The sequence below is a fragment of the Streptomyces sp. NPDC057249 genome, assembly GCF_042669245.1.
Classification (GTDB): Bacteria; Actinomycetota; Actinomycetes; order Streptomycetales; family Streptomycetaceae; genus Streptomyces.
Genome location: NZ_JBHUXS010000014.1, coordinates 50114 through 67701, shown reverse-complemented (window position 1 = coordinate 67701; position 17588 = coordinate 50114). Strand labels below are relative to the sequence as shown.

18 protein-coding genes are annotated in these 17588 nt (G+C 71.0%); 4 read left to right on the top strand and 14 right to left on the bottom strand.

Annotation, left to right across the window (positions count from 1 at the left end):
- Nucleotides 1–143: 143 nt before the first annotated feature.
- The gene (locus tag ACFUJY_RS24715; RefSeq protein ID WP_383303377.1) at nt 144–1421 is read right to left on the bottom strand and encodes an acetyl-CoA C-acetyltransferase; all 1278 of its coding nucleotides are present in this window, start codon (nt 1419–1421) and stop codon (nt 144–146) included.
- A gap of 77 nt (nt 1422–1498) precedes the next feature.
- Here ACFUJY_RS24715 and ACFUJY_RS24710 point away from each other — a divergent pair, with 77 nt between their 5' ends.
- Nucleotides 1499–2818, top strand: a complete 1320-nt coding sequence (locus ACFUJY_RS24710) for a 3-oxoacyl-ACP reductase (protein WP_383303376.1) — start codon at nt 1499–1501, stop codon at nt 2816–2818.
- Between the two features lie 4 nt (nt 2819–2822).
- A complete protein-coding gene (locus ACFUJY_RS24705) occupies nt 2823–3632 on the top strand; it encodes a MaoC/PaaZ C-terminal domain-containing protein (protein WP_383303374.1) in 810 nt (269 codons plus the stop codon).
- Here ACFUJY_RS24705 and ACFUJY_RS24700 read toward each other — a convergent pair.
- From ACFUJY_RS24700 to ACFUJY_RS24675, 6 genes are all read right to left on the bottom strand, one after another.
- Entirely contained in the window at nt 3622–4242 is a 621-nt protein-coding gene (locus ACFUJY_RS24700; RefSeq protein ID WP_383303713.1) for a TetR/AcrR family transcriptional regulator, read from the bottom strand. The genes ACFUJY_RS24705 and ACFUJY_RS24700 overlap by 11 nt on opposite strands.
- A 156-nt stretch (nt 4243–4398) precedes the next feature.
- Nucleotides 4399–5745, bottom strand: a complete 1347-nt coding sequence (locus tag ACFUJY_RS24695) for a dicarboxylate/amino acid:cation symporter (RefSeq protein WP_383303371.1) — start codon at nt 5743–5745, stop codon at nt 4399–4401.
- Between the two features lie 412 nt (nt 5746–6157).
- A complete protein-coding gene (locus ACFUJY_RS24690; RefSeq protein WP_383303368.1) occupies nt 6158–6412 on the bottom strand; it encodes a DUF4229 domain-containing protein in 255 nt (84 codons plus the stop codon).
- A gap of 132 nt (nt 6413–6544) precedes the next feature.
- Nucleotides 6545–7069 (bottom strand): GNAT family N-acetyltransferase, encoded by a 525-nt coding sequence (locus tag ACFUJY_RS24685; protein ID WP_383303365.1) that lies wholly within the window; start codon nt 7067–7069, stop codon nt 6545–6547.
- A 123-nt stretch (nt 7070–7192) separates the two neighbouring features.
- Complete coding sequence (gene mqnE, locus ACFUJY_RS24680; protein ID WP_383303363.1) at nt 7193–8356, bottom strand: aminofutalosine synthase MqnE; 1164 nt, start codon at nt 8354–8356, stop codon at nt 7193–7195.
- Between the two features lie 150 nt (nt 8357–8506).
- Nucleotides 8507–8962: an Lrp/AsnC family transcriptional regulator gene (locus ACFUJY_RS24675; protein ID WP_383303360.1), complete on the bottom strand. Its 456-nt coding sequence runs from the start codon at nt 8960–8962 to the stop codon at nt 8507–8509.
- Between the two features lie 132 nt (nt 8963–9094).
- Between ACFUJY_RS24675 and ACFUJY_RS24670 the strand changes: the two genes are divergently transcribed.
- Complete coding sequence (locus tag ACFUJY_RS24670) at nt 9095–9232, top strand: hypothetical protein (protein WP_199879188.1); 138 nt, start codon at nt 9095–9097, stop codon at nt 9230–9232.
- Nucleotides 9233–9429: 197 nt separating this feature from the next.
- Here the strand turns inward: ACFUJY_RS24670 and ACFUJY_RS24665 are convergent, their stop codons facing one another.
- From ACFUJY_RS24665 to ACFUJY_RS24655, 3 genes are all read right to left on the bottom strand, one after another.
- The gene (locus tag ACFUJY_RS24665; protein ID WP_383303357.1) at nt 9430–10086 is read right to left on the bottom strand and encodes a UbiX family flavin prenyltransferase; all 657 of its coding nucleotides are present in this window, start codon (nt 10084–10086) and stop codon (nt 9430–9432) included.
- Nucleotides 10087–10206: 120 nt separating this feature from the next.
- Nucleotides 10207–11124, bottom strand: coding sequence for a menaquinone biosynthesis prenyltransferase MqnP (mqnP, locus tag ACFUJY_RS24660; protein ID WP_383303355.1), 918 nt, complete (start codon nt 11122–11124; stop codon nt 10207–10209).
- Nucleotides 11121–12578: a menaquinone biosynthesis decarboxylase gene (locus ACFUJY_RS24655; protein ID WP_383303353.1), complete on the bottom strand. Its 1458-nt coding sequence runs from the start codon at nt 12576–12578 to the stop codon at nt 11121–11123. The genes mqnP and ACFUJY_RS24655 overlap by 4 nt, the downstream gene beginning before the upstream one ends.
- Before the next feature lie 89 nt (nt 12579–12667).
- On the opposite strand from ACFUJY_RS24655, the gene ACFUJY_RS24650 reads away from it, so the two are divergent.
- Nucleotides 12668–13054 carry a PLD nuclease N-terminal domain-containing protein gene (locus tag ACFUJY_RS24650; protein ID WP_383303350.1) on the top strand — a complete coding sequence of 129 codons (387 nt, stop codon included), beginning with the start codon at nt 12668–12670 and terminating at the stop codon, nt 13052–13054.
- Here the strand turns inward: ACFUJY_RS24650 and ACFUJY_RS24645 are convergent.
- The 4 genes from ACFUJY_RS24645 to ACFUJY_RS24630 form a co-directional block, all read right to left on the bottom strand.
- The gene (locus ACFUJY_RS24645; RefSeq protein ID WP_383303347.1) at nt 13051–13953 is read right to left on the bottom strand and encodes an aminoglycoside phosphotransferase family protein; all 903 of its coding nucleotides are present in this window, start codon (nt 13951–13953) and stop codon (nt 13051–13053) included. The two genes, ACFUJY_RS24650 and ACFUJY_RS24645, sit on opposite strands and share 4 nt — an antisense overlap.
- A gap of 77 nt (nt 13954–14030) precedes the next feature.
- Nucleotides 14031–15116, bottom strand: coding sequence for a c-type cytochrome biogenesis protein CcsB (ccsB, locus tag ACFUJY_RS24640; protein ID WP_383303345.1), 1086 nt, complete (start codon nt 15114–15116; stop codon nt 14031–14033).
- Nucleotides 15113–16834, bottom strand: coding sequence for a cytochrome c biogenesis protein ResB (locus ACFUJY_RS24635; RefSeq protein WP_383303343.1), 1722 nt, complete (start codon nt 16832–16834; stop codon nt 15113–15115). Before ACFUJY_RS24635 ends, ccsB begins: the two co-directional genes overlap by 4 nt.
- 6 nt (nt 16835–16840) lie before the next feature.
- Nucleotides 16841–17581, bottom strand: coding sequence for a cytochrome c biogenesis CcdA family protein (locus ACFUJY_RS24630; RefSeq protein ID WP_383303710.1), 741 nt, complete (start codon nt 17579–17581; stop codon nt 16841–16843).
- Nucleotides 17582–17588 lie beyond the last annotated feature (7 nt).

The window sequence follows — 17588 nt, the reverse complement described above, 5'->3', positions numbered from 1 at the left end:
TCACTGGGGGGAACGGCCGGCGATACATCCAGCCCCGCCGGCGTTTGAGGCGCGGGGTCCGGGGCAGAGCCCCGGTTTCGGGAAGGGGCGCGGCGGACACCGCCGGAGAACGGGCCTCCTCCGCGCCGCCCGCCGCGCCCCGCTCACACGCGTTCGAGGATCGCCGTGACGCCCTGGCCGCCCGCCGCGCAGATCGAGATCAGCCCCCGGCCCGGGGCGTCCCGCTCCGCGAGGAGCTTGGCGAGGGTGGCGACGATGCGGGCGCCCGTCGCGGCGAACGGGTGGCCGGTGGCGAGCGACGAACCCGCGACGTTCAGCCGGTCCCGGTCGACGGGCGCGAGCCCCTGCTTCTCCCAGGCGGCCAGCGTGGCCAGCACCTGGGAGGCGAACGCCTCGTGGATCTCGAAGAGGTCGAAGTCCTCGATGCCGAGCCCGGCCCGCTCCAGCAGCCGGGGCACGGCGTACGCGGGCGCCATCAGCAGCCCGTCCTCACCGTTCACGTGGTCCACCGCGGCGGTCTCGTACAGCGAGAGGTACGCCTGCGGTTCCAGGCCGTGCGCCTCGGCCCACTCCTCGCTCGCCAGGAGCACGGTCGCGGCACCGTCGGTGAGCGGTGTCGAGTTGCCCGCGGTCATCGTCGCGCCGGGGCGGTCCGTGCCGAACACCGGCTTCAGCGTGGCGAGTTTCGCCTCCGTGGAGCCGGGGCGCAGGTTCTGGTCGCGCTCCAGGCCCTGGTACGGGACGACGAGGTCGTCCAGGAAGCCCCGTTCGTACGCGGCGGCCAGCCGCTGGTGGCTGGTGGCGGCGAGGCGGTCCTGCTCGGCGCGGCCGATGTCCCACTGCCGGGCGGTGCGCGCCGCGTGGTCGCCCATCGAGAGCCCGGTGCGGGGTTCGGCGTTGCGCGGGATGTCCGGGACGAGGTGCCGGGGCCGGACGCCCGTGAGGGCCTTCGCGCGGGCACCGGCCGACTTCGCGCGCCGGACGGAGAGCAGCAGCCGGCGCAGTTCGTCGTTGACGCCGAGCGGGGCGTCGCTGGTGGTGTCCGTGCCGCCCGCGACGGCCGAGTCGATCGCCCCGAGCATGATCTTGTTCGCGGCGCCGATCACCGCCTGGAGCCCCGTGCCGCACGCCTGCTGGACGTCGTACGCGGGGGTGCGCGGGTCGAGCCGCGAGCCGAGCACCGTCTCGCGGGCCAGGTTGAAGTCGCGGCTGTGCTTGAGGACCGCGCCCGCCGCGAACTCGCCCACGCGCTCGCCGTGGAGCCCGAACCGGTCGACCAGTCCGTCGAGCGCGGCGGTCAGCATCTGCTGGTTGGAGGCCCGGGCGTAGGGGCCGTCGGAGCGGGCGAAGGGGATGCGGCTGCCGCCGATGACCGCGACGCGGCGGGGCTGCGGGAGTGCGAGGGGAATCAACTCGACCAACTCATCTCGACCAGCTCCTGACTCTTAAGTAACCTTACTCCAGAGTAAAATCTACGACCGAGCAGGGAGTCTGGACAATGGCCGACCGCTATCTGCACCTGACCGGCACGGCACCCGGCAAGTTCCTCACCCGGAAACTCGGTCTCCCGCAGCCCGCCCGGCTGCGCCGCTGGACCCTGGAGACGCCGACGCTCACCGGCCCCGTCCTCCACCTCACCGCGGGCGAGTCCGCGGTCACCGAGGAGGTGGCCGCGGTCCTCACCGCCACCGGCCTCGAGGTCGTCACCCGCGCCGACCGGCCAGCCGCGCTCGTGCTCGACGCGACCGCCGTCGACACCGCGGCCGGGCTGGGCGCGGTGCACGCCGCCCTCCACCCGGTCGTCCGCTCGCTCGCCCCCGGCGGCCGGGTCGTCGTCATCGGGGTGCGGCCCTCGCCGGAGGACCACCACCAGGCCGCCGCCCAGCAGGCCCTGGAGGGCTTCACGCGCTCGCTCGGCAAGGAGATCGGCAAGGGCGCCACCGTCCAGCTGGTCCGGATCGCCCCCTCCGCCGTCGCCTCCGCCGAGTCCACCCTGCGCTTCCTGCTCTCGCCCAGGTCCGCGTACGTCAGCGGCCAGGTCATCGAGGTCACCGACGCCGCCCCCGACCCGGTCCGCGACTGGTCCGCCCCGCTCGCCGGCCGGACCGCCCTGGTCACCGGCGCCGCCCGGGGCATCGGGGCCTCCGTCGCCTCGGTCCTGGCCCGCGACGGCGCCCAGGTGATCTGCCTGGACGTGCCGCAGGCGCAGGAGGACCTGGTGCGCACCGCCGACCGCCTCGGCGCCACCGCGCTCCCCCTCGACATCACCGCCGAGGACGCCGCCGACCGCATCGCCGCCGCCGCGCCCGGCGGTCTCGACGTGCTCGTCCACAACGCCGGCATCACCCGCGACCGGCGGCTCGCCAACATGGCCGCCGACCGCTGGGCCCAGGTCATCGACGTCAACCTGGACAGCGTCCTGCGCACCACCGACGCGCTGCTGAAGGCGGGCACGGTCAACCGGGGCGGCCGGATCGTCGCCACCGCCTCCATCGCGGGCATCGCCGGCAACAACGGCCAGACCAACTACGCGGCCAGCAAGGCCGGCGTCATCGGCCTCGTCCGCTCGCTGGCCCCGCGCGCCGCCGCCGACCACGGCGTCACGGTCAACGCGGTCGCCCCCGGCTTCATCGAGACCAAGATGACCGCGGCCGTCCCGCTCTTCATCCGCGAGGCGGGCCGCCGGATGAACTCCCTCGCGCAGGGCGGCCTCCCGGTCGACGTCGCCGAGACCACCGCCTGGTTCGCCCAGCCCGCGTCCGCCGCCGTGAACGGCCAGGTCGTCCGGGTCTGCGGCCAGAGCCTGCTGGGGGCGTGACCCGATGAGCCTGACCCTCTCGCTGGCCCGGGGCGCCGTCACCTCGCCCTTCAAGCGGGCCGGACGCCCCGGCGCGACGCTCCCCGCCGGCCGTCTCGGGCTGCCCGCCGCGCCCCTCGCCCCCGGCCGCCTCGCCGCGTACCGAACGATCTGCGGCTTCCCGGCGACCGGGCCGCTGCCGGTGACGTACCCGCACGTCCTGGCGTTCCCGTTGTCCATGCGGCTGATGACCCGCCGCGACTTCCCGCTCCCGGTCACCGGCCTCGTCCACACCTGGATCGACATCGCCGCCCACCGCACCCTCCAGCCGGAGGACCCGCTCGAACTCACGGTGTACGCGGCGGAGCTGAACCCGCACCGGCGCGGCACCGAGGTCACCGTGGTGACCGAGGCGCGCATCGCGGGCGAACTGGTGTGGGAGTCCCGCAGCGGCTATCTGTCCCGGCACGCGACGCGCACGGAAGCGGCGGCACCGGGGGCGGGAGCGCCCTCCGCACCGCTCCCCGCCGTCGCCGAGTGGCGGCTGCCCGGCAACCTCGGGCGGCGGTACGGGGCGGCCTCCGGCGACCGCAACCCGATCCACCTCTACCCGCTGACCGCCCGGCTCTTCGGCTTCCCCCGGGCGATCGCCCACGGCATGTGGACCGTCGCCCGCTGCCTGGCCGAAGCCCCCGACCCGGCCGCCCTCCGCACCGTACGGGCCGACTTCCGGGCCCCGGTCCTGCTCCCCGGCACGGTCACGTACGCCACCGACGGCACGGCGTTCGAGCTGCGCGGCGGCGAGCGGCTGCACCTGACCGGGACTACGGGCTAGGCGCCTGCCACGGGCGGCCGTTCATCAGGTTCTCCAGGCCCGCCCAGGAGAAGTTCATCATCGTGGCGGCCGCCTCCCGGGCCGAGACGCCCGGGGTCTCGTTCGCCCACCCGGCCAGCGCCTCCGCGGCGCCCACCAGGGCCTGCGCGAGGCCCGCCACGTCCCGGTCCGGGAGCGCCGGGTCGTGGTGCGCCTCGCGGGCGGCGGCGCCGATCAGACCGGTCACGAACGCGACGATCTCCTCGCGCATCACGTTGACCTCGGTGGCGAACGGCTCCCCGTGCGTCCGGGCCTGGCGGTACAGCACCGCCCAGCCGTCCGGGTGCTCCGCGGTGTGCGTGAAGAACGCCCGCAGCCCCTCCCAGAGCTGGCGGTCGGCCGGAAGACCGGGCTCGACGCCCCCCTGCACGGCGGCGAGCAGCGCCTGCGCCTCGCGCCGGATGCACGCGGTGAACAACTCGTCCTTCGAATTCAGGTACAGGTAGACCAGGGGCTTGGACACCCCGGCCAGCTCGGCGATCTCGTCCATCGAGGCGGCCCGGTACCCCCGCTGCCCGAACGTCTGCACCGCGGCGTCCATCATCTGCTGCTCGCGCACGGCGCGCGGCATCCGCTTGTTCCGCACAGCACCCACGTCGACTCCCTCCCGCCCCGCGCACTACTCCTCGGTAAGGGTACGCGGGCCCGCGCGGACCCCGTCGTACGCGCATGCCGAGGGCCCCTCCTCCGCACGGGAGAAGGGGCCCTCGGGTGATGCCGGGTGTGATCAGGCGGCGACCGGGACGCGCTCGGGCTCGGTGTCGCGGATCTCCTCGTCCTCGTCCACCGGGGAGGCGGACGCCGAGTTGTACGCGTCGTGGTCCAGGATCTTCTCCCGGGCCGAGACGAGCACCGGGACGAGCGCCTGGCCGGCCACGTTCGTCGCCGTCCTCATCATGTCCAGGATCGGGTCGATGGCCATCAGCAGGCCGACGCCCTCCAGCGGGAGGCCCAGGGTCGACAGGGTCAGCGTCAGCATGACCGTGGCGCCGGTCAGACCGGCGGTGGCCGCCGAACCGATGACCGAGACGAACGCGATCAGGATGTAGTCACCGACGCCCAGCTGCACGTCGAAGATCTGGGCGATGAAGATCGCGGCCAGCGCCGGGTAGATCGCGGCGCAGCCGTCCATCTTGGTGGTGGCGCCGAAGGGGACGGAGAAGGAGGCGTACTCCTTCGGGACGCCCAGGCGCTCGGTGACCTTCTGGGTGACCGGCATGGTGCCGACCGAGGAGCGCGAGACGAACGCCAGCTGGATCGCGGGCCAGGCGCCCTTGAAGAACTGGAGCGGGCTCAGCTTGGCGACGGTGGCGAGCAGCACGGGGTAGACGACGAACAGCACCAGGGCGCAGCCGATGTAGACGTCGGCGGTGAACGTCGCGTACTTGCCGATCAGGTCCCAGCCGTAGTCGGCGATCGCGTAGCCGATGAGGCCGACGGTGCCGAGGGGTGCGAGGCGGATGACCCACCACAGGGCCTTCTGGAGGAGTTCCAGGACGGCTTCGCTGAGGGTGAGGATCGGCTGGGCCTTCTCACCGAGCTTGAGGGCGGCGATACCGGCGACGGCGGCCATGAAGACGATCTGGAGGACGTTCAGCTCGGCGAACGGCGTGATGACGTTGTCCGGGATGATGCCGGTCAGGAAGTCGAGCCAGGAGCCGGCGTGCTCGGGGAGCTTGCCGTCCTTCGGGGTGAGGCCGGTGCCGGAGCCCGGGTTGGTGATCAGGCCGATCGCGAGGCCGATGGCCACTGCGATCAGCGAGGTGATCATGAACCAGAGCACGGTGCGGCCGGCCAGCCGGGCGGCGTTGTTCACCTTGCGCAGGTTGGTGATCGACACCACGATCGCGAAGAAGACGAGGGGCGCGACGGCCAGCTTCAGCAGCTGGACGAAGATGTGGCCGACCTTGTCGAGCGTGGTGTACAGCCAGTCGATGTCCTGGCTGCGGGCGAGCCAGCCGAGCAGGACGCCGAGGATCAGACCGGCGACGATCTGGGCCCAGAACGGGACCTTGGGTATGCGGAAGCCGGAGCCTGCGGGCTTCTCGGCGGTGGACGCGGGGTTCGCGGACACGGACACACTCCAGATGTGACGCATCGGGACGCACGGGGACGGTGTGCGGAGGGGGACGGGGGTGCGGCGCCCGCGTCAGGGGCGGCGCCGCTGCATGGTGCCGGTATCAGACGTTGCGGCAACAGACCGCGGACATACAGCGGCAGAGATCGACGTGAAGGCGCTCCACGAGCGGGATGCTCGTGGCAGATCGGAGGCGCACATCAGTCTTCATGCCGAACACGTTAACACTTGAACTTTGAGAACCTCAAAGGTCTTCTTTGGTACGACCGGGCGCTCCCCACCCGCCCCCGGCCGGCCCGGAATCCCCAACTCCGCCCGGGAACACGAAAAACCCCAGTACAGGAGCGGCTGCTCCCGCGCTGGGGTTCGGCGGAGAAAGGTGCGGGGTGTGAGGAAGCTTACGTTCCCCTTAGGAGGTCACGCCGTCCTCGCGCGTGCGGTTGGCCTCCAGGCGGGCCTTGGCACGGTCGACGGAGGAGACGATCTGCTGGGACATCTCGTCGCGCTGCTTGCGCAGCAGCACGAAGCTCAGCGGCGCGGACAGCACCAGGGCGAGCAGGATGACCCAGACGACGTTCGACCCGCCGACCCCGGCCGGCACCACTCCGAAGTGGACGGCGATGGCGGCGACGACGAAGCAGCCGACGAAGATGCTGAGACGCATCGCGGTGTACCGGATCGTTGCGCTCGGCTTGGCAGCGGACACAGCTGGCCTTCTCTCTACGTACGACAGTCCTGCCCGACCAGTGAAGCATGCCCCGCAATCGATCGATTCGCTGGGCCGTGCCCCGGGCGCTCAGCCCAGCGGCAGCAGCATGAAGATGTCGTCCCGGTCGTCCCCCTCGGCCACCCGGATCGCCCCGGGGACGCGCCCGACCTCCTTGTAGCCGCAGGCGGCGTAGAAGCGGTCGGCGCCGGTACCGCCCCGGCAGGTGAGCCGGACGGCCTCGATGCCCTCGGTCGCGCGCGCCGCGTCCGCGACGACGGCCATCAGGTCGCGGCCGTAGCCCTTGCCCTGGTGGCGGGGGTGGACCATCACGGTGTACGCCCACAGCCAGTGCCGCATCAGCCGGTGCGTGTTGAGCGTGAGGAACGCGGTGGCGGCGACGCGCCCCTCCTCGTCGTAGCCGACGACCAGCCGGGTCCGCCCCTCGGTCAGGGCCACCTGGTGCTTGAGCAGTTCCGGCCGGATGTCGTCCTCCGACACGGGCGGCACGAAGCCCACCGCGCCGCCCGCGTTGGAGACATCGGCCCAGAGCGTGACGATGCCGTCGCGCACCGGGCGGTCGAACGCCGGGTCCACCTCGAATGTAAGAGCCATAGGCGCAGATTAACCATTACAGCCAGCGGGCTCAACCCTTGTCCGGAACGCGAGAAAGCTCCGGCCGGGGACGGTGGCCGGAGCTTTCGTACGTGCAGCGTCGCGCGCGCGGCGCGCGCCGGGTCAGACCCGCATCGGCTGCGGCGACTCGCGCCGCTCCGCGTCCGGGCCCGGGTACTCGCGGATGATCTCGTACCGGGTGTTGCGCTCCACCGGCCGGAAGCCCGCGTCGCGGATCAGGTCGAGCAGGTCCTCACGGGTCAGCTTGTTCGGCGTGCCGTAGTTGTCCGCGTCGTGCGTGATCTTGTACTCCACGACCGAGCCGTCCATGTCGTCCGCACCGTGCTGGAGCGCGAGCTGGGCGGTCTGCACGCCGTGCATCACCCAGAACACCTTGACGTGCGGGACGTTGTCGAACAGCAGCCGGGAGACGGCGAACGTCTTCAGCGCCTCGGCGCCGGTCGCCATCGTGGTCCGCGCCTGGAGCTTGTTGCGGACCTTGCCGTCCTTCATGTCCACGAAGTCGTGCTGGTAGCGCAGCGGGATGAAGACCTGGAAGCCACCGGTCTCGTCCTGGAGCTCACGCAGCCGCAGCACGTGGTCGACGCGGTGCCGGGGCTCCTCGATGTGCCCGTACAGCATCGTCGCCGGCGTCTTCAGCCCCTTCTCGTGGGCGAGCCGGTGGATGCGCGACCAGTCCTCCCAGTGGGTGTTGTGGTCCACGATGTGCTGACGGACCTCCCAGTCGAAGATCTCCGCGCCGCCACCGGTCAGCGATTCGAGACCGGCCTCGATCAGCTCGTCCAGGATCTCCGAGGCGGAGAGCTTGGAGATGGTCTCGAAGTGGTGGATCTCGGTGGCGGTGAACGCCTTCAGGGAGACCTGCGGCAGCGCCTCCTTGAGCGCGCTCAGCGAACGGGGGTAGTAGCGCCACGGCAGGGAGGGGTGCAGCCCGTTGACGATGTGCAGCTCGGTGAGGTTCTCGCCCTCCATCGCCTTGGCGAGCTTCACCGCCTCCTCGATGCGCATCGTGTACGCGTCCTTCTCCCCCGGCTTGCGCTGGAAGGAGCAGTACGCGCACGAGGCGGTGCACACGTTGGTCATGTTGAGGTGGCGGTTGACGTTGAAGTGGACGACGTCACCGTTCTTGCGCGTCCGCACCTGGTGGGCCAGCCCGCCGAGCCACGCCAGGTCGTCGGACTCGTAGAGCGCGATCCCGTCCTCGCGGGTCAGCCGCTCACCGGCTTCGACCTTCTGCTCCAGTTCGCGCTTGAGTCCCGCGTCCACCAGTGCTCCTCAATTCCTCGCCGTACCGAACCCCGCCCACCGTACGCCTAGCGCCGCGACCGTCGATGTTTGCCCCGCAAGGAGCGTCGTCCAACGCGGCGAGCGTGCGTGCTGGGCGGCGCGACGGGGCAAAGCTCGCCGGGAGGGGGGCTAGCCCTCCTCGGGGAGGTCTCCGACCCGGTTCTCCCACTTGGTGGAGAGCACGATGGTGGTACGGGTGCGCGAGACGCCCTTGGTGGAGCTGAGGCGGCGGATCGTCTTCTCCAGCCCGTCCACGTCGCCCACGCGGACCTTGAGCATGTACGAGTCGTCGCCCGCGATGAACCAGGCGTCCTCGATCTCCGCGAGGTCCTTCAGCCGGTGCGCCACGTCCTCGTGGTCGGCGGCGTCGGAGAGCGAGATGCCGATGAGGGCCGTGACCCCGAGGCCGAGCGAGGCCGCGTCGACGGTGGCGCGGTAGCCCGTGATGACACCGGCGGATTCCAGCCGGTTGATGCGGTCCGTGACGCTGGGCCCGGAGAGCCCGACGAGCCGCCCGAGCTCGGCGTACGAGGCCCTGCCGTTCTCCCGGAGGGCCTGGATGAGCTGCCTGTCCACCGCGTCCATGTGACTGAAACCTTCCATTGTTCAGCAGTACCGCAAGTCTACGTGTAGAATCTAAGGCGTGCGGGCATTGAAGCCTGCAAATCTTCTCGCACAACCAAAAATCGCTTACGAATCTTCAGGAGTGACGACACCGTGTACACGATCGAGATGGCCTACGCCCGAATGCGCGAGCTTCAGGACCTGGCCAACCGCTCGCGTGCCCACCACCCCGCCGCCGCCCTCCGGGTCGACCGCACCCGCGGCCCCCGGCGCGCGCCCAAGAAGCGCTGACCCGCCGGACCACCCGGTCGAGCCCGGTCAGCCCGGGGAGCCGCCAAGGGGGTGGCTGACGAATCCCCGTGGAAGAAGGAGCGGCGTCTGGTGCGTGCGATCGCAAGGCGCCGGGAAGTCCTCGTAGCGGAGCTACTAGGGCTTTTCGGCAACGCGGCGAGCGTGCGTGCCAGACGCCGCGACGCCGCGGGGATTCGTCAGCCACCCCCTAGCTCCCCCTCCCAACGGCGGTACAGCCGGTGCGGCACACCCGCCGCGTCCAGCACCCGCCCCGCGACGAAGTCCACCAGATCCTGGATGTGCGTCGCCCCCGCGTAGAAGCCCGGCGAGGCGGGCAGCACGACCGCGCCCGCCTCGTCCAGGGCCACCAACTGCTTCAGCGTCTGCCCGCTCAGCGGCGTCTCCCGGACCGCGACCACCAGCCTCCGCCGCTCCTTGAGCGTCACGCTCGCCGCCCGCTGCAACAGGTCCTTCGACAGCCCGAGCGCCACCCCCGCCACGCACGCCGTCGAGGCCGGGACGATCAGCATCCCCTTCGCCGGGTACGACCCCGAGGACGGCCCCGCGGCCAGATCCCCGGCCGCCCAGTGGCGTACCCCCGACAGGTCCACGTCGAAGGTCTCCGGCTTGCCGTCCGCACCCCGCGCCAGCCAGGCCGCCAGGTCCTCGCGCCAGTGCGCGTCCCGGTAGGCGATCCCGGTCTCGTCCAGGAGCGTCAGCCGCGACGCCCGGCTCACGACCAGGTCCACGCTCTCCCCCGCCGCCAGCAGCCCACGCAGCACCGCGGCGGCGAAAGGCGTGCCCGAAGCGCCGGAAACCCCGACAATCCAAGGCATACGCTGCTGCTGACTCACTGAAGACCGGGAATCCACACCCCCGAGCCTATCCGGCACACCGGACCCGGAACTGTCCGAGGGCCGTGGGCGGGGTGGTGGCGGCCTTCGCGCTGCGCCGCCCCACCACCCCGCGCGCGCTCACACCGTGAGCCCGCGCACCAACAGGTCCAGCAGCGCGCACACGAACAGCGCTATGCCGATGAAGCCGTTGACCGAGAAGAACGCCCGGTTCAGCCGCGACAGGTCGTGCGGCCGCACCACCCGGTGCTCGTACACGAAGGCGACCGAGACGATCACCATGCCGATCCAGTAGAAGACCTCCGCGTCCGTGGCGAGGCCGAACCAGACCAGCAGGCCCGTCGTCACCACGTGGCACACCCGCGCGCCCCAGAGGGCGGCCGGGATGCCGAAGCGCGCCGGGAAGGACAGCACCCCGTGCGCCCGGTCGGCCTGCACGTCCTGGCAGGCGAAGATCAGGTCGAAGCCGCCGATCCAGATGCCGACGGCGAGCCCCAGGATGACCGCGTCCCCCGACCAGCTGCCGGTCACCGCGAGCCAGGCCCCGACCGGGCCCATCGCCTGGGCGAGCCCCAGGATCGCGTGCGGGAAGTTCGTGAACCGCTTGCCGTACGGGTAGACCACCATCGGGACCACCGCGACCGGCGCCAGCGCCAGGCACAGCGGGTTCAGCAGGGCGGCGGCCCCGAGGAACACGACGACGGCGACGAGCGCCCCCGTCCACGCCGACTTCACCGACACCGCGCCGGTCACCAGCTCACGGCCGGCCGTGCGCGGATTGCGGGCGTCGATCTCGCGGTCGATGATCCGGTTCGCGGCCATCGCGAACGTCCGCAGCCCGACCATCGCGACCGTGACCAGCAGCAGCGTGACCCACTGGATCTCCCCGCCGTCGAGGAACATCGCGGTCAGGGCGGCGATGTACGCGAAGGGCAGCGCGAAGACGGAGTGCTCGATCATCACGAGCCGCAGGAACGCCTTCACCCTGCTGCTGGGTTGCGCGGGCCCCGGACCCAGGGTCGCTTCCGCTGCGCTCACAGCCCGTACTCCTTCCACCGGCGGTCCACCAGGGCCGCCGTCTCCGGGTCCGACTCGACCATGTCCGGCCAGCCCCCGTCCCGCGTGTACCCCTCCTCGGGCCACTTCCGCGTCGCGTCGATGCCCGCCTTGCCGCCCCAGAACTGCTGGTACGAGGCGTGGTCGAGGTGGTCGACGGGGCCCTCGGTGACCACCAGGTCGCGGGCGTAGTCCGTGTTGCCGAGGGCCCGCCAGGACACCTCGTGCAGGTCGTGGACGTCGCAGTCGGAGTCCACCACGACGATCAGCTTCGTCAGCGACATCATGTGCGCGCCCCAGATCGCGCTCATCACCTTCTGCGCGTGCTTCGGGTACTTCTTGTCGATCGAGACGATCGCGCAGTTGTGGAAGCCGCCGGACTCCGGCAGGTGGTAGTCCACGATGTCCGGGACGATGATCTTGAGCAGCGGCAGGAAGAACCGTTCGGTGGCCCGCCCGAGCGGCCCGTCCTCGGTCGGCGGCCGGCCGACCACGATGGACTGGAGCAGCGGCCGCTTCCGCATGGTCACGCAGTCGATCGTCAGCGCGGGGAACGGTTCCTGCGGGGTGTAGAACCCGGTGTGGTCGCCGAACGGCCCCTCGGGCAGCGTCTTGCCGGGCTCCAGCCAGCCTTCGATGACCACCTCGGCGTGGGCCGGCACCTGGAGCGGCACGGTCTTGCAGTCGACCATCTCGATCCGCTTGCCCTGGAGGAACCCGGCGAACATGTACTCGTCGATGTCCTCGGGCAGCGGTGCGGTGGAGGCGTACGTGACGGCGGGCGGCGCACCGAACGCGATGGCGACGGGCAGCCGCTCCCCGCGCCGGGCGGCGACCTGGTAGTGGTTGCGGCTGTCCTTGTGGATCTGCCAGTGCATCCCGATGGTGCGCCGGTCGTGGCGCTGGAGCCGGTAGAGCCCGAGGTTGCGGATGCCGGTCTCGGGGTGCTTGGTGTGGGTGAGCCCCAGGTTGAAGAAGGAACCGCCGTCCTTGGGCCAGGTGAACAGCGCGGGCAGCCGGTCCAGGTCCACGTCGTCGCCGGTGAGGACGACCTCCTGGACGGGCGCGTTCTCGCCCTTCACCTTCTTCGGCGGCACGTGCACCATCGATCCGAGCTTCCCGAAGGCTTCCCGCACCCCGACGAACCCGTGCGGCAGCTCGGGCCTGAGCAGCCCGCCGATCTTCTCGCTGATCTCCCCGTAGGACTTCAGCCCGAGCGCCTTGAGCAGCCGCTTGTCGGTGCCGAAGACGTTCATGGCCAGGGGCATCGAGGACCCCTTGACGTTCTCGAAGAGCAGCGCGGGCCCGCCGGCCTTGTTCACCCGGTCGACGATCTCACCGACCTCCAGATACGGGTCGACCTCGGCCTTGATGCGCTTGAGCTCGCCCTCGCGCTCCAGAGCCCGGAGGAGGGATCGAAGATCGTCGTAAGCCATGAAGACCAGTATCGGCCACCCGCTACCCTGGGCCCGTCACCGGGGCGGGGGAATGCCCCGCCAACTCTCCTCGGGGGGACTTTTCCACCATGCTCCGGGCCCTGATCTACCTTCTGCCGCTGGCGCTGACGATCTTCGCGTTCATCGACTGCCTGAACACCCCGGAGGACGAGGCCAGGCACCTGCCGAAGATCGCCTGGGTCTTCATCATCCTGCTGTTCTGGATCGTCGGCCCGATCGTGTGGCTGGCCGCCGGCAAGGTCCGGCAGCCGCCCGCCGGAGGCCGTACGCCCTCCGAGTGGCACAGCAACCACCGCTCGCAGTGGGTGGCTCCGGACGACAATCCGGACTTCCTGAAGTCGCTGAAGGAGGAGAACAAGAAGGACGAGGCGCTCCTCAAGGACTGGGAGGCGGACCTGCGCCGCCGCGAGGAGGAGCTGAAGCGCCGCGAGAACGGCACGGAGGAAGCCTCCTAGGCGGCGCCCGCCGGGTCCAGGAGGCGGGCGAGCGTGCGGCGGCCCAGGGCGCTCATCGGCGGATTGCTCTTCGCGTAGTACCAGACCAGGCCCATCGCCTGCTCGAACGCCCACGCCCTGCCGCGCTCCCAGTCGAGGTCGTCGCAGCCCAGCGCCCGCCGGAACACCTCGCGCGGGCCCGGGCCCAGCAGGTGCCAGGCGCCCACCAGGTCGAGCGCCGGGTCGGCCGGGCCGAAGCCGCCGGTGTCGAGCACGCCGCCGAGCCGGCCGCCCAGGACCAGGACGTTGCCGGGGATCAGGTCGCCGTGGCTCATCACGTCGGGGCTCGTGCGCGGCAGCTCCCGGAAGCCGGCCCACAGCGCGCGCAGCGGGGCCGCGTCGAGCAGGCCCTCGCTCTCCTCGAAGCACGTGGCCATCCAGCCGTCGTGGTCGGTGATCGCCCCGCCGCGCCCCCGGCCGCCGAAGGAGCGGCCCCCCGTGCCGGCGTCCCGGAGGCCGGCGACGAAGTCCGCGAGGTCCCGGGCGAAGGCGTCGGACGCGGCCGGGTCGGCGTCGAAGGCGTTGGTCCCGGGCAGCCAGGTCTGGACGGCCCAGGGCATGGGGTAACCGGCCCCGGGCGCACCCAGGGCGACCGGTTGCGGGACGGGGAAGCGGGTGGCCCGTGCCAGCTCCGCGGCCGCCCGGGTCTCTTGTTCCAGGGCCGCCAGCGCTTCGGCGGGGCCGGCCCGGTGCAGGGGGAAGCGGGCGGAGAGGCCGTCGCCGATGCGGAAGATGGTGTTCATCGTGCCGGTGGAGGCCAGGGGGCGGACGGCCTCGCCGGCCCACTGGGGGAACTGGTCGCGGATCAGGGCCGCGACGGTCTCGGCGGTCACGTCGACTTGGTCGTCGTGCATGGTCACGTGCGGCCCCTCCCCCGGGGAACGACCGCTGCCCGCCCCGGCGGACCGGTGGCGGGCAGGCGGTGCGGCGGTGTGCGTCAGACGCCGGCGTACGAGTGCTTGCCGGTGACGAAGATGTTGACGCCGTAGTAGTTGAACAGCCAGCAGCCGAAGGCGACCAGGGCCAGGTAGGCGGCCTTGCGGCCCTTCCAGCCGGCGGTGGCGCGGGCGTGCAGGTAGGCCGCGTACGCGACCCAGGTGATGAAGGACCAGACCTCCTTGGGGTCCCAGCCCCAGTAGCGGCCCCAGGCGTCGCCCGCCCAGATGGCGCCCGCGATGATCGTGAACGTCCACAGCGGGAAGACGGCCGCGTTGACCCGGTACGAGAACTTGTCGAGGGTCGACGCGGACGGCAGCCGGGAGAGCACCGACTGCGCGAAGGCGCCGGGCTCCTGACCGTTCGCGAGCTTGTTCTCGTAGCTGTCGCGGAAGAGGTAGAGCAGGGTGCCGACCGCGCCGATGTAGAAGACGGCGCCGCAGATGATGGCGGTGGAGACGTGGATCCACAGCCAGTAGGAGTGCAGCGCGGGCACCAGCTGGTCGCTGGAGGTGTAGAGCACCGTGGTCGCGATGCCGAGGTCCAGCAGGACGGTGGTGACGAGCAGCAGCCCCATCCAGCGGACGTTCTTCTTCAGCGCGAGCAGGACCAGGTACGCGCCGACCGCCACCGTGGAGAAGGTGATGGAGAACTCGTACATGTTGCCCCAGGGCGCGCGCTGCACGGACAGCGCGCGGGCGACGACGCCGCCGGCCTCGACCAGGAAGGCGAGGACGGTCAGCGAGACCGCCATCCGCCCGTAGAGGTCGCCCTTGAAGGTGCCGCCGGCGGCGCCGGGCCCGTCCGGGACGTCCCGCGAGCCGGTCGCGGACCGGGTGATGACCTCGGGCTTCTCCAGGACGGCGGTGCCCCCGCCCTGGGTGGCGACCTGGACCTTCACCGTGCCGGCCGCGGCGGCCTCCTCGGTGGTGAGCGCGGCGGCGGTGCGGCCGACCTTGCTGCGGCTGCCGAACACCCACTCCGCGATGTGCGCGAAGAAGGCCAGGGTGTAGACGGCCATCGACGAATAGATCAGCACATTGCTGGTGTGTGCCAGGTTCTCGTTGGTTGCGGCGGCGAGATTCACTTCTCAGCCCCTTCGGCGGGTTCTACGGAGGACGCCTCGGCGACGTCGCTGTCGGTGCCGGGCGCGGTGGGCGCCTCGGCGTTGAGCGTGACCGCGAGGTCGGCCAGCTCCTCGGGAAGCTTCGCGGACTCGCTGCGGCCGAGTCCGGCCATCTCGACCACGGTGACGCCGTCGGCGCCGCGCACGGCCCGGATCCAGACGCGTCGGCGCTGGATGAACAGGGAGCCGGCGAGGCCGGCGATGGCGGCTACGGCGCCGGTGAGCGCCCAGCCGCTGGCGGGCTGCTCGGAGATCTGGAAGCTCGCCCACTCCTGGAGGCCCTCGAAGGTGATGGAGCCGGCCCCGTCGGGCAGCTTCATCGTCTCGCCGACGAGGAGGCGCTGCTTGAGCTGCTTGCCGTCGGCGTCCTTGAACTCCTTCATCTTGCTCGTGTCCAGCTGGTACACGTTCTGCGCGATGCCGGAGTCGACGCCGATGGAGCCGTGGTAGCCGTTGAGCGCGAGGACGGGGAAGTCGGCGGCCGGGAACTGGGACCACATGGTGCCCTTGCCCTTGCCAGCGAAGGTCGGCACGAAGAACGCCTGGAAGCCCAGCTGCTCGGTCTTGCCGTTCTTGTCGCGGTAGCCGTCGAGCACCTTGATGGCGCCGCTCGACGTGACGTTGTTGTCGAGGGGCAGCAGCGGGACGGGAGCGTGGAAGACCTGCTTGCCCCGGCCGTCCTTGACGGAGATGACGGGGGCGTAGCCGTGGGCGTTGAGGTAGACCTTCGTGCCGTGGACGACGAGGGGTTCGTTGACCCTGATGACCTTCTTCTCCGGCTTGCCGTACGCGCCGTCGGAGAAGGTCACGCGCGCCTCGTACGTACGCGGGGTGCCGATCTGCGGCCCCTTGCGCTCGTAGGTGCCGATGAAGTCGTCCAGGGTGAAGCTGAACGGGGTCAGCGCGTCGTCGTCGTAGAGCGAGCCGGACTTGAAGTCGTCGTACTGGATGATCGTGTTGGAGAAGCCGTCGCCCTCGACGACCAGCTTGGCGCCCTCGTACTTGAAGAGCTGGCCCCAGGCGAAGGCGATGAGCATCACGATGAGCGCGACGTGGAAGATCAGGTTGCCGGCCTCGCGCAGGTAGCCCTTCTCGGCGGCGACGGCGTCACCGGCGAGGTGGGCCCGGTAGCGGCGCTTGCGGACGATGGCGAGCGCGGCCTCGTGGACCTTCTCCGGCTCGGCCTCGGTGCGCCAGGTGGTGTACGCGGGCAGCCGGGTGAGGCGCTTGGGGGCGCCCGGCGGGCGGCTGCGGAGCTGGCCGACGAAGGTGGCGGTGCGCGGGACGATGCAGCCGATGAGCGAGACGAACAGCAGGATGTAGATCGCGGAGAACCACACCGAGCTGTAGACGTCGAAGAACTGCAGCTTCTCGTAGATCGGCGTGACGACGGTGTGCGCGTCCTTGAACGTCTGCACCTTCAGCTCGTCCACGCTGTTCTGCGGGATCAGCGAGCCGGGGATGGCGCCGAGCGAGAGCAGGAAGAGCAGGATCAGCGCGACCCGCATGGAGGTGAGCTGGCGCCAGAACCAGCGAATCCAGCCGATGACGCCCATGGCGGGGAGGTTCGCCAGGGTCTCCTCGCGGGGGGCGGTGGAGAGCTGGGAGCCGGCGGCGCCGAGTTCAGCCGTGTTCTCCTGGTCCCGCTCCTGGGAGGGGTTGGACGTGGTGTTGCTCATGGGTACTCAGATCCCCACCTGGAAGTCGGCCGACCAGCCCTGTAGTTCCTGCATCATGCTGCCCCACGCGCCGGTGAGCAGGAGCAGCCCGGTCACGATCATCATGCCGCCGCCGATGCGCATGACCCAGGCGTAGTGGCGCTTGACCCATCCGAACGCGCCGAGGGCCTTGCGGAAGGCGACGGCGGCGAGCACGAAGGGGATGCCCAAGCCGAGGCAGTAGGCCACGGTCAGTATGGCGCCGCGTCCGGCGGTGCCCTGGTCCATGGCGAGGATGGAGACCGAGCTGAGCGTGGGTCCGAGGCACGGGGTCCAGCCGATGCCGAAGAGGGCGCCGAGCAGCGGGGCGCCGACCAGGCCGGTCACCGGCTTCCTGTGGATACGGAATTCGCGCTGCGTCATCCACGGCATGAGGCCCATGAAGAAGACGCCCATGAGGATCATCAGCACGCCGAGCACCTTGGTGAGGGGCCCGCTGTTGGCCTGGAGGGTGTCGCCGAAGTAGCCGAAGAGGGCGCCGCCGGAGACGAAGACGGCGGTGAAGCCGACGACGAAGAGCGAGGCGCCGGCGACCATCCGGCCGCGCCGGGCCTCGGCGAGGTCGGCGCCGCTGACCCCGGTGACGTAGCTGAGGTAGCCGGGGACGAGCGGCAGGACGCAGGGCGAGAAGAACGAGACGAGCCCGCCGAGCAGGGCGACGGGCAGGGCGACCAGGAGGGCCCCGTTCATGACCGTGTCGTTCTGCATGGCGGCG